The 12,316-nt window shown below is 39.7% G+C and carries 13 protein-coding genes and 2 pseudogenes; all 15 read left to right on the forward strand.

What is annotated here, in order from left to right; genetic code table 11:
- The 15 genes and pseudogenes from B5D77_RS06035 (at nt 1) to B5D77_RS06100 (ending at nt 12,316) form a co-directional block, all read left to right on the forward strand.
- A pseudogene (locus B5D77_RS06035) lies at nt 1–328 on the forward strand (DUF6883 domain-containing protein).
- A 3-nt stretch (nt 329–331) separates the two neighbouring features.
- The gene (locus B5D77_RS06040; protein ID WP_002735184.1) at nt 332–556 is read left to right on the forward strand and encodes a DUF4926 domain-containing protein; all 225 of its coding nucleotides are present in this window, start codon (nt 332–334) and stop codon (nt 554–556) included.
- A gap of 63 nt (nt 557–619) precedes the next feature.
- Complete coding sequence (locus B5D77_RS06045; RefSeq protein WP_106908474.1) at nt 620–904, forward strand: nucleotidyltransferase family protein; 285 nt, start codon at nt 620–622, stop codon at nt 902–904.
- A gap of 33 nt (nt 905–937) precedes the next feature.
- Nucleotides 938–1,242 (forward strand): annotated as a pseudogene (locus tag B5D77_RS27990) (helicase); the annotation flags it as partial.
- A gap of 135 nt (nt 1,243–1,377) precedes the next feature.
- Nucleotides 1,378–1,605 carry a type II toxin-antitoxin system Phd/YefM family antitoxin gene (locus tag B5D77_RS06055; RefSeq protein WP_002742618.1) on the forward strand — a complete coding sequence of 76 codons (228 nt, stop codon included), beginning with the start codon at nt 1,378–1,380 and terminating at the stop codon, nt 1,603–1,605.
- A 2-nt stretch (nt 1,606–1,607) separates the two neighbouring features.
- Nucleotides 1,608–1,994: a type II toxin-antitoxin system VapC family toxin gene (locus B5D77_RS06060; RefSeq protein WP_002754453.1), complete on the forward strand. Its 387-nt coding sequence runs from the start codon at nt 1,608–1,610 to the stop codon at nt 1,992–1,994.
- 17 nt (nt 1,995–2,011) lie between these two features.
- Nucleotides 2,012–3,094 carry a type ISP restriction/modification enzyme gene (locus B5D77_RS06065; RefSeq protein WP_254053042.1) on the forward strand — a complete coding sequence of 361 codons (1,083 nt, stop codon included), beginning with the start codon at nt 2,012–2,014 and terminating at the stop codon, nt 3,092–3,094.
- Nucleotides 3,095–3,113: 19 nt separating this feature from the next.
- Complete coding sequence (locus B5D77_RS06070) at nt 3,114–4,523, forward strand: IS4 family transposase (protein WP_106909948.1); 1,410 nt, start codon at nt 3,114–3,116, stop codon at nt 4,521–4,523.
- Nucleotides 4,524–4,621: 98 nt separating this feature from the next.
- Nucleotides 4,622–4,906, forward strand: coding sequence for a type ISP restriction/modification enzyme (locus B5D77_RS06075; RefSeq protein WP_254053043.1), 285 nt, complete (start codon nt 4,622–4,624; stop codon nt 4,904–4,906).
- A 25-nt stretch (nt 4,907–4,931) separates the two neighbouring features.
- Nucleotides 4,932–5,180: a hypothetical protein gene (locus B5D77_RS06080; protein WP_002737385.1), complete on the forward strand. Its 249-nt coding sequence runs from the start codon at nt 4,932–4,934 to the stop codon at nt 5,178–5,180.
- Entirely contained in the window at nt 5,173–5,583 is a 411-nt protein-coding gene (locus B5D77_RS06085) for a type II toxin-antitoxin system VapC family toxin (RefSeq protein WP_016516241.1), read from the forward strand. The genes B5D77_RS06080 and B5D77_RS06085 overlap by 8 nt, the downstream gene beginning before the upstream one ends.
- Before the next feature lie 62 nt (nt 5,584–5,645).
- Entirely contained in the window at nt 5,646–5,834 is a 189-nt protein-coding gene (locus tag B5D77_RS25745) for a type ISP restriction/modification enzyme (RefSeq protein WP_071784033.1), read from the forward strand.
- An 18-nt stretch (nt 5,835–5,852) separates the two neighbouring features.
- Entirely contained in the window at nt 5,853–10,082 is a 4,230-nt protein-coding gene (locus B5D77_RS06090) for a helicase-related protein (RefSeq protein ID WP_106908475.1), read from the forward strand.
- A 303-nt stretch (nt 10,083–10,385) separates the two neighbouring features.
- Nucleotides 10,386–10,979, forward strand: a complete 594-nt coding sequence (locus B5D77_RS06095; RefSeq protein ID WP_306342206.1) for an alpha/beta hydrolase — start codon at nt 10,386–10,388, stop codon at nt 10,977–10,979.
- A complete protein-coding gene (locus B5D77_RS06100; RefSeq protein ID WP_008202146.1) occupies nt 10,976–12,316 on the forward strand; it encodes a 16S rRNA (cytosine(967)-C(5))-methyltransferase in 1,341 nt (446 codons plus the stop codon). The genes B5D77_RS06095 and B5D77_RS06100 overlap by 4 nt, the downstream gene beginning before the upstream one ends.

Below are 12,316 nucleotides of genomic sequence, written 5' to 3' on the forward strand. Positions count from 1 at the left end.
ATGGCTTTGCTTGATCCTAAGACGGTTATTTCTCCAGCTAAATTGAAAGATTATCTTTTAGTGTTATTGCCTAAAGATGATAAATCACAATATTTAGCTCAAGCTGGTTATAATCAAGATAATTGGGTACAAGTTAGAAAAAGATTTAAGAGAGCAAATCCTTACTTTAGAAGCAACTCCTACCACTAAAACTAAATATGGTCAAAAATATGAAATTATTGGTAATTTAAGAGGAGTTAATAATAAGATTCTCTCAGTCAAAACCATTTGGATGGTTACACCTACTGAAACAAAATTTGTTACTTTATTTCCGTTTGAAGGAGGTTAGAGCATGAAATTTAGTTTATTTACCCAAGTTCGTTTAATTGAAGATTTACCTGAGTATGGTTTAAGTCAGGGTGATTTGGGTACTATTGTTGAACATTATCCCAATCCTGAAGGAGAAGATGGTTATAGTTTAGAGGGGTTAATTCCTCTAAATACGGTAGAAGTGTCTGAATCTCAAATTGAGTTGGTGTCCATGGGGATAACGAAAAAACAAGCAGTTTCTTTTTAGTGTTATTTTTGTATGACAAGTTCGGTAGAACCCAAATATGTTCTAATATAATGGAGTAAAAATATGAACAGAGAAAGTTTGATAAATTTCCTCAAGGTAAATAGAACAATTATAAAAAGTTATGGTATGACTTACTTAGCATTATTTGGCTCTTTTGCTAGAGATGAAGCAAAAGCAACAAGTGATTTAGATTTATTAGTAGAATTTCAAAGAAAAGTTACCTTTGATAAATATATGGAAGTTTTTTTAGAAGATAATTTGGGTTTGTCTGTAGATTTAGTAACAAAAAAAATGTTAAAAACCCAAGTTATTAACTCTATCAAAGAGGAGGCTATTTATGTCTCGTAGTTTAAAGCTATATTGTGATGATATCTTAATTAGCGGTTGGGGGTTTATTTAATTAACACTCTAGAGGATATTAAGTTAAGGGAAGAAAAGCAGCAGTTAACTTTAGCTTTACCCCAAATGGAGGAGTTAATAATAATCATGGCTTTTTAGATAATCCTACTTTTCGAGGCACGAAACAACAGTTAATTAACACTTTTGATGAGATTTTTATTTATGATTTACATGGTAACAGTAAGAAAAAAGAAATTTGTCCTGATGGTAGTAAGGATGAAAATGTCTTTGATATTCAGCAGGGGGTTAGTATTGGTATAATGGTAAAAAGCTTAATGACACCATGAAGCTACCAAACCCTGAAGGAGCTATACTAGGAGATAAGCTAGAATGTTATTGTTTGAATTTTCAGCATAGCGTAGGCAAGTATAAAGCCTTTCGGTTAAACTAATGTTTGTATTGTTTATCAGTGGGGTACACTAATGAATACAGTTGAATTAAAACAAGCAAAAAATCAATTTAATGATTTATTGGAAGCTGTCCTGAAAGGTGAAGAAATTATTATTACAGAAAATAATCAACCTGTAATTAAATTAAGTCCTGTCAAGTTAGCCAAGAAACCACCGCGTCAACCCGGAAGTGCTGCGGGAAAAGTTTGGATAGCCGATGATTTTGATGCTCCTTTAACTGATTTTGCGGATTATATGTAATTATGCTCAAAGTTTTAATAGATACTCATGTATTTCTTTGGTATGTCACTAATAATAAACAATTGCGAGATAACCATAAAATTATGATTAATGAAAGAGAAAATCTGGTTTATCTTAGTCAAGCTAGTATTTGGGAAATGGCTATCAAATATAGTCTAAGAAAATTAACTTTTGATTCGCCTTTTCGAGAATTTATTGAGTCACAAATTCAGATAAATGATTTTCAGATTTTGCCTCTTAATTTACTACATTTTGAACAAGTAGCTCAATTACCTTTTCAGCATCAAGATCCTTTTGACCGGATGATTATTGCTCAAGCAATAGCCGAAAATGTTCCTGTTATTAGTTATGATCAGGTATTTGATTGTTATATAGTTAAACGTTTATAAAAAGAGGAGGTTTAATCATGGCTAAAATCTATCACGCTCATTTATACGGTTTAAGAGAAGATAAATATCAAATATTAAAAGAAAATACGGTTAACTCTACTGATTTTCAGGAGGTTAACCCTCAATCTCCTTTTTATTTGTTGATTCCTCAAGATACTGATTTATTTGGTGAATATGAACAGTATTTTAAGATTACTGATATTATGCCTATTAATGGTGTAGGAATGACAACAGCTAGAGATCATGTAGTTATTGATTTTGAAAAAGAACCGATTTTAGAGAGAGCAACTATTTTTAGAAATTCTAATAATTCTGATGAGGAAGTTTGCCATCAATTAAATATTCCTTTAAAAAAAGGTTGGAATCTTGAAAAGTCTAGAAAACTAATTAGGAAAGAAGAGGATTTAGAACAATATATTACACCTGTTTTATATCGTCCTTTTGATAATAGATTTATTTTTTATCATGATTCTTTGGTTTGGCGAACTGTTAAAAAAGTTATGAAAAATATGTTGTTGGGAGATAATTTTGGGCTAATCGCACGTCGTCAAATGGTAGGAGATAAAATATCTTATTTTTATGCTAGTCAATATATTATTTCAGATGGAGCAATTAGATCAGATAATAAAGGAAGTGAGTCTTTATTTCCCCTCTACCTCTACCCCGACTCCGATAAAGCTCAAGAACTCCAACAAGAAAAACGTCCCAACTTCTCCCCAGACTTCCTCAAAACCCTAGAAACAAAACTCGGCTACTTACCCACACCAGAAACCATCTTTTACTACATCTACGCCGTCTTTCATTCTCCCACCTATCGCAGCCGTTACGCCGAATTTCTCAAGATAGACTTTCCCAGAGTACCCCTCACCAGCAACGATAACCTATTCCGTCAACTCGCAGAATACGGAGAACAACTGGTACAGCTTCACCTGATGACATCTCCTAAACTTGATCCTCCCTTAGCCCCCTCTTCAAAAAGGGGGGGAGTGGAAGCCCCCCTTATTAAGCTATCCATTAGTCAGATCTTTCTTAACAAAAAGAGAAGAAACTTAAAAAAAGGGGAAACGATTGATAGGTATAGTTTTGAAAGAAGGAATTAAGGTGGAGGTAAGCAAAAAAATGGAGAAATGGGCAGCCCAAGAATTACAGTATGCAGACCTAGGGGACACCAGAAGAAAGAAAAGGTTAATCAGTATCGTAGAAAACTTGGCCAGCCAACCTAGTACAAGTGTGCCACAAGCTTCGGGAAATCTAGCCGCCGCCAGTGCCACCTACGACTTTTGGAATTCCCCCTATTTTCACCCCTCAGATATAATTGCCGCCCAAGCTAAAAGTACAGTAGAAAGAATCAAAGAACATCCAATAGTTTTGGCAGTGCAAGACACAACAAGTTTAGACTTTACGACGCAAAAAGCCAAAAAAGGAATGGGTTATCTAGATTGTAAAACATCCTTTGGTCTCAAAGTTCATACCACCTTAGGAGTCTCAGCGCAAGGAGTACCTTTAGGACTGATTAATCAATATGTCTGGGCAAGAGAAGAAAAGAATTTAGGGATTGCCAAGCAAAGAAAAAAAAGAGAAACTCAAGAAAAAGAAAGTCAAAGATGGTTAGATTCTTTGTCAGAAACACAACAACAAATACCCGAAGAAATTCAAGTAGTAACAATCGGAGATTCTGAGGCAGACATATTTGATTTATTTGCCCAGTCAAGAAATCCTAACTCTCATTTATTAATTCGAGGAACTCATAACCGAAAAGTTAACTATCTCGAAGACAAGCAAAGGTCAGGGCATCCAGAGACTAAATATTTACATCAATCCATCAGAGAAATAAAAGCCTGTGGTAGCCTAGATGTGCAAGTAAAACGCAATCCTAATCACGAGGCTAGACTAGCTAAACTAACAGTTAGATTTGCCAGTTTTGAAATACAAGTACCTAAGCATCACTCGAAAGCGAACCCTCGTCAACCGGTCAAATTACAGGTAATTTTAGCTGAAGAAGAAAATCCGCGTCCTGGAGTTAATCCTATCAGTTGGCTCCTCTTAACTAGCCTAGACATTAGTAGCTTTGAATCAGCGATAACCTGTGTGCGCTGGTATAGTTATCGCTGGTTAATAGAACGCTATCATTTTGTTTTAAAAAGTGGTTGTGGATTAGAAAAACTGCAATTAGAAACGGGTCGGAGAATTGAGATGGCCTTAGCTACCTATTCAATTGTAGCTTGGAGATTACTTTGGTTAACCTATCAAGCACGCTTACACGGAGAGGAGAGTTGTGAAAGTTTTTTGGAAGAACATGAATGGCAATCTTTGTGTGCCACTATTCATAAAAAGAGTCCGCCACCTAAAAAGCCGCCCTCCTTTCGAGAAGCGGTCAGAATGATTGCTTCTCTTGGGGGGTTTTTAGGTAGAAAAGGTGACGGTGAACCAGGTGTTAAAACTATTTGGTTGGGACTGCGAAGGTTACATGATATCAGCGAGACTTGGAAACTGTCTCATCAAATTAGTTCCCCCATAGAACCCCCTTGAGCCATCTGGCACACTTTTCTCTTTTTGTCAAATTTTATGTTAAGAAAGATGTGACTAATGGATAGCTTATTAAGGGGGGTTGGGGGGATCTATCTTTTGTGAGTAAAAGCGATAGAATTGTAGCGGCAGGACATCCCAAATATAGCAAAGGAGAAGTCCACATTAACAAACAAGGAGACTGTTTTAGAGGAGTACCTGAAGCAGTTTGGAACTTCTATATTGGCGGTTATCAAGTTTGTCAGAAATGGTTAAAAGACAGAAAAGGACGCACCCTATCAGATGAGGATATACTGCACTATCATAAGATAGTAGTAGCCCTAGCCGAAACCATCAAATTAATGCAGTTAATCGATGCTGCGATTCCGGGTTTTCCTATTGAGTAAATTTAGATTGATAAAGGATAAAAAAATGACAAAACAATTAACCGTTATTTTTGATGGTAAAGTCTTTCATCCTGAGACAGATATAGACTTAAAATCTAATACCCGTTACCTTATTTCCATCGTCTCAGAAGCAGAAATACCAGAAAAACCTTCAGGAGATGCTTGGGACATTTTAGAAGATATGGCTGGAACTATTGAAGCTCCAGAAGACTGGTCAAAAGAACATGATCATTACCTTTATGGAACACCGAAACGAGAGGTAAATGATGAGTAAAGAAAGACTGTTTATCGACACAGCATTTATTCAAGCAGTTCTGAATAAGCAAGACCAATATCATGCCCAAGCATTAAAATTATTACCTAAGGTTAAAAATGCGTTAGAAGTTTGGACTACTGAGGCAGTTTTAATGGAGGTAGGGAATGCTTTAAGTACATTTAATCGTCAAAAAGCTGCTAATTTTATCAAACAATGTTACCATACACAAAACATGAGAGTTGTCAATATTAGTCCTCAACTTTTTCATCAAGGATTGACTCTTTATGAATCTCGATTAGATAAAAACTGGGGATTAGTTGATTGTATTTCTTTTGTTGTTATGGAGCAACAACATTTAACCGATGCTCTAACGACTGATCGTCATTTTATCCAAGCAGGGTTCCAAGTTTTATTAGTTTAGTAAACCTTTAATAATATTTCACATACCGAGGGAGATAAGGAGACATATCGATAATTTATTAAATCAGATTACCTCTTTTCTCATATCTTGGCGGTTATCAAGTTTGTCAGAAATGGTTAAAAGACAGAAAAGGACGCACCCTATCAGACGAGGATATACTGCACTATCATAAAATAGTAGTAGCCTTAGCCGAAACCATCAAGTTAATGCAGTTAATCGATGCTGCTATATCCAGTTTTCCCATCAAGTAAATATATCCAGCAAGATTTATGCTAGAAACCGTAATCCAAGACTTGATAAAAAAACAACGTCCCTACTACCACCCCGAAGGGGATTACATCAAAGGTGTCAATAATAACTATTGGCTGGTTTTTAAACATCGAGATGCGGAGAACCTCTTGCGAAATATAGTGAGTTTCTTGGGCCTACAAAAACATTCTACTCATAAGCTGTTCCGCATTGAACTCAACACCGCTCACATCTTTGAATATACCCCTAAACGAGAGGGGAATATCCCCAGCATTGCCTTACTCCGCACCAGTAACTTAACCATTATTGAACAATTCTTAAACCTCGAAAATGCCAGCAAAGAAGAAAGCTTAATTCGTGGAACATTTATCGAAATAGAACATAAAAAAAGACGTAGATTTAATTTACCCGAACAGCTAGACAAATACAATCAATTTATTGCCGCCTATTTAGAACGTACTAAAATCTATAGAAGAAGTACCGCCTACTTTAATAGTGGAGTTCTCAAACTTTATGAAGAACCTCTTTTTAATTTAGTCTTAAATGAAGGTCAGATTAAACTCTTAATGGACTGGCAAGGCTTCACCAATAAACGAGACGTTCAAGAATTAGAAAAACTCCACAACCCCGAATATCGTCAACAATATATTACCCGAACTTTAACCGAATGTTTACAAGGACTAGCTGATAAAACCTTTAGCAGTACCACTATTCTAGCGGAATTAGTTAGGTTGGGAATCCTTACCATAAAACTCATCAAAATGCAAGAAACTAGAGGTATTTATCATAAAAAAACAGGGATTTTAACCGATAGTTTAGGTAACTCTATTTTACATGAAGGCTCAGATAACTTCACTGGTGCTGCTCATAGTAGTAACGCCGAGAGTATCACCTTTTTATATTACTCAGACTCCTTAGATTTAGAGACAATTCAACAGTCAATAATCGAATTTGACCAAGAATGGCAAGAGCCAGAATTAAGCTTTGATTTAACTCAAGAATTTTTGCAACAAGTCTTAGCAGAAAAACAGCGCCGACAACAACAAATTCAACCTCAAATAGAGACAATTACTCCTGATGAATTTCCCGCAGGTGAAACGACCAGCCTAGAAATTCAGGGTAAAAACCTAGACAAAATTGAAGAAATTGAGGTTCCCGATAATCCCTTAATCGCAGTAGAAATAGAGGAAAAACAACCCCATCTCCTAACAGGAACTGTCACCGTTGATCCCGAACATCCCTCCACTTCTTTAAAAACTTTTAGAGTCAAAGAGAAACAGGTAACTTATCAGATTACGCCAACTCAAGCCCCAACTATTAAACAAGAAATAACCTTACCTGAATGGGAAGAAATAGCTGGATTTAAACAAGCGATTGAACTAATCCTACAGGGAAAACAGGGAACCCCCGATGATTTTCTCTACTGGTTAGCCCAACAACGCCCCCACCTGCTCAACATTCAATCCAGTAACATTTTAGATCGACTGGTTAATCAAGACATCCTGTTTGAACATCAAAAATCCGGCGCACAACATTGTTTGAGAGTCATGCAGAACTTTGGCGTAGTGGTTTGTGCCGATGCGGTAGGCTTAGGAAAAACCCGCCTTGCTGCTGCGGTAACAAAACTCTACCTAGAAGAAAATCCTCAAACTAAAATTGCCATTATTGCTGCCAAAAAACTCCACCCGAACTGGGAGAGAGAAATGGCAGAATTAGGATTGCTCGCCAAGAAACACTACGAACTCTACAATAAAAACCTAATGAGTCGTGGCGGCGATCGCTTTTATGATGAATTTACCCGCCATGGGGGTGCGGCAGATTTAGTCATCATCGATGAAGCTCATGAAGGCATCCGTAACTATAACAACCGCATCCATAAAACCTGCCTGCAAATTAAAGAACACGATCGCCAGATTGAAAGACAAAGATATTACCTGCTCCTGACGGCAACCCCTTGGAACAACCGCCGTGAAGACATCTATAACATCCTTTCTCCCTTTCTCACCCGTCCCGAAGGCTTCCAAGAATTAGGCTTTCCTCCCGAAGTCAAACAATGGTTTGCCAGCCGAGAAATAGGAATAGAAAACTTTACCGATACCACCAATATTTTCCGGCGCACCTATCGAGAACTCTTCTTACAGCGTACCCGCAAGATGTTGAGAGAAGCCACCCCAGACTTACAACTCTATGCCCAACGCCTTGCCCAATGGCTGCCCGTCCAATTTGAACCAGAAACCGAACAAGCATTAGAACGGATCTTCAGTCAGTTTGAAGATAATCTGTTTATTCCCTTTGCCGACCCGATCCGTTACTTAACCAGCACAGTGGAACAGCGTTCTTTACTGAAAAACCAGCGCCGGATGTTTTTACAACGGGCAGAGTCTAGTATGTATGCTCTAAGACGAACCATTAAAAACTTTAGCGATCGCATTTCCGTACTCAAACAGCAACTCGAACAAGTCACCCCGGATGCCGAAGGGTTAAAACAATTTCTCTTACAACATTACAAATTTCAAGCTGAAAAAACAGGAAGAGAAACCGACTGGTTGGGGATAGAAGAAAATGGGGATGAGGATTATTGGGAAGACGAAGAAGATGAAGAAGAAACTGACAGCAACAAAGGGGAAAAACGTCAACAGTTACGCCGCTCTATTGACCTGGCCACCGATAAACTGAAAAATAATCCCCTAGAAGCTAAAAATATCTATAACCGCATTCTCGCTGACTGTCATAGTGATTTAGAGCAACTACAGCAGATTTCAGTCCTCTTAGCCAATGAATTTGTCACCGACCACAAACGACAGCAAGTTAGCCGGAAAGTCATGGAATTAGTTGCTGATGGTCACAAAGTTTTACTAATTTCTACTTTCTCCGATACCGTCATTGATTACTACCGCTACATGAGCCAAAATCAGGTCATTGCCTCCAAAGGAATTGGCATGGCAATGGGCAGTCACAAACTTTACTACACCGATGAAAAAACCCCAGTTAAGATTGCACCAAACAACGCCCTCAGAGGAAACAATAAGCAAACCGGACTCCAGCGCCAACAATTATTCCGTTTATTTGCCCCCGAAGCCACTTGTAAAAACCCGAACGAACGCCCTTTACCAGAACAGGAAATAGCCGTCCTCATCGGTTCAGAAACCCTCTCCGTCGGTCAAAACCTGCAAGATGCCGACTATCTAATTAACATTGACCTCCCCTGGAATCCCATGGTCTTGGAACAGCGCATCGGCAGAATCGATCGCCCCAAATCCCATCCTTGCCAATATATTTACATCTATTACGCCAACAGTGAAAGTCAGCTACTCAGACAAGCTGGCCGACTGGCTAACCTGAATAAGAAACTAATTGGGGAACTGGCTAAAGATGACAAAATTCCCCATATCAGTAATGTAGAGGAGTTGGGCGCTTCCGTTTATGGCGATACCTACTTTGACGATGAAATTCTCCCCGGTTATATTGACTTCATCCACAGTCTAATTAAAGCCCGACAACTGGAACAAGAAAGTTTTCAAGAACAAACCTATCAAAAACAAGAAACTAGCCGCGACCTCTACAGTCAAAACGAGCTTTTGCATAGTGAAGAATTGCGGAAGCTCTACGAAAGATTAGGGAAAAACTATCAGCCCAATCCCCTAACTATCGGTCAATTTACTACCTGGGAATTGCCCACCAGTTTAGTCGCTTTAACTCTCGATTACTTTGACCCTAATGGTCAACCAATTCCCGAACAAAATCAACTAATTTATTGGAACAATCTAAGCAGAGAAAATGATGGTTTTGGAGTGGCAATCGCCACAGCTTTCAAAACTCCTCAAGCCAGCCAGATTGTCCCCGCTAAACGAATCATTAACCTAGCCCAACAGCTTTATGAACAACTGGTTCAAGTTAAACAACAATTAAGCCAAGACCTAGAAGAAACTGCTATTTTAGAAAATATCAAACTCAATTCAGAACGACTAAGTAGGATTCAAAAACGCATCCAAATTATGTCAGCTTTTCCTGCTGATGTTAACCGAAAAATAGTTAAGAATACCCTAAATAAATTGAGCCAAGCTAAAGAAACGAAGAAAGTGCAAAAACTGCTCAAAGATTACACTGACGGTGAACCAAGCCAACTCGATGATCAAAAATTTATTCTGGGGTTGATTCAGGGTACAGAACAGCTTAATTTACTGACCTTTGATACTGCTAAACCTTCCAGTTTCAAACTTTCTCTTTCAGCCATGTTACTGAGAATTTGAACAGATTAATTTTTCAGCAAACCCTATAGAGGAGCGATCTTTGTGTCCTTTGTGTCTCTGTGGTTCCTTCCACTCGGTCTCGCGTAGCGAGCGCGTTGCGACCGCCAGCAGAACTGTATCTTAGAATACATTTTACCCACCAAACCTAAGAGAGCCATGAGGCAAGGAGCAAGGTTTTCTTTTCACTGATTACTGGTTACTGAAAAGACTCCCCAACAGCCATCTCATCCCGGAGAAAACCGCTATAGAATAGAGAAAAAAGAGAATTGCGAGGAAAAAACCCTGTCTTTTAACCCGATTGTCATTCCCCCTTCCCCAGAAAATCCCGCTCGCTATCTAGTGATCATGCTGCACGGTTGGGGTGCGGATGCCATGGATCTGGCCCCCCTAGCATCGATGCTGGATCTGGCTGATTGTCAATTTTTGTTTCCTAATGCTCCCTTTGATCATCCCCAAGTGCCGGGGGGACGCGCCTGGTATGCGTTAGAAACCTCCGATTATCAAGGTTTAGTCGCTAGTCGTCAACAGTTGCAGGATTGGATTATTTCCCTAGAAGCAACTACCGGCATTCCCCTAGAGCGGACTTTTTTGACCGGTTTTTCCCAAGGAGGAGCGATGACGCTGGATGTGGGTTTATCCTTACCCTTGGCGGGATTGGGTTCCCTGAGTGGTTATCTGCACGGTGAACCCCATCCCCAAGGTCCACAAAATGTCTTAATTGTTCATGGTAAGCAGGATCCCGTCGTTCCTATTGCTGCCGCTCGTCAAGCCAGAGATTTACTGCTTGGTTTGGGGGTTAACGTCGAATATCACGAGTTAAATATGGGCCACGAAATCCCGATTCCGGCGCTGACTATATTACGCCAATTCCTCCGCAATCGTCTAGAAACCGCATGAATAATGCTCGTCAGCTGGCTTTGCTGATTTTACGCGATATCGATCGCTCCTCCGCCTATCCCGATCGCGCTCTTGATCGCCATTTGTCCGCTAGTTCCTTAAATTGTCTTGACAAAGCCTTGACAACGGAGATTGTTTATGGTATAATACGCCGCCAAAGAACTTTGGATGCGCTGCTCGATCGCCTGGGAAAAAAAACCGCGGCCCAGCAACCCCCGGATTTACGGCGAATTCTCCATATTGGTCTTTATCAACTGCGTTATCTCTCCCAGATTCCCCCATCGGCGGCGGTGAATACGGCGGTAGAATTAACTAAAATCAGTCATTTAGGCAAATTAGCGGCGGTGGTTAACGGAATGCTGCGGCAATATCTCCGTTTAACCGCTAATGGCGATGATCCTTTAATTTTGCCAGAAAATACCGCTTCTAGATTGGGTATTCTCCACAGTTTCCCCGATTGGTTGGTGCAATTGTGGTTAGATCGCTTTAGTGTTACGGAAACGGAACAACTGTGTCAATGGTTTAATCGCTCTCCTGACCTCGATATTCGGATTAATCCCCTGAAAACTAGCCGAGAAGCCCTAGAAAATGAGTTAGAATCAGCCAATATAACTTTTAATCATCTTAAATTACCTCTAGCTTGCCGTTTAACCTCTGGTTTAGGCAATATTGAGCGTTTAGAGGGATTTCGAGCCGGAAATTACACCCTACAGGATATTAGCGCCCAATTAGTCACTTATCTCCTCGATCCCCAGCCCGGAGAGACAATTATCGACGCTTGCGCGGCACCGGGGGGAAAAACCACTCATATTGCCGAATTAATGGGCGATCGGGGTAGAATATTAGCCTGTGATCAAACGGCATCCCGTTTACGACAGTTAGAAGCCAATATTAAAAGATTAGACTTAAAAGCGATCGAAATACATCTGGGGGATAGTCGCGATCGTCCCCAGTGGTGCGGCATCGCTGATCGTGTACTAATCGATGCTCCCTGTTCAGGATTGGGAACCCTGCACAAGCGTCCTGATATACGTTGGCGACAAACACCAGAAAATTTACCTGTACTAGCCAAACGACAGGGGGAACTTTTAGCCTCGGCTGCTACTTGGGTAAAACCGAAGGGAATCTTAGTTTATGCCACCTGTACTCTCGATCCGTTAGAAAATGAAAGAGTGATCGAGCAGTTTTTAGCGGCTCATCCCGATTGGAAAATGGCCCCTCCTGACTCTAATTCATCTTTCTCAGAATACTATACAGAAACGGGAGCGATCGAAGTGTTACCCCATCGGCATAATCAAGACGGTTTTTTTATGGCTAAGTTAGTCAAGGAAGTGTGA

Origin of the sequence: Microcystis sp. MC19, assembly GCF_003019735.1 — a bacterium.
Taxonomy (GTDB): Bacteria; Cyanobacteriota; Cyanobacteriia; order Cyanobacteriales; family Microcystaceae; genus Microcystis.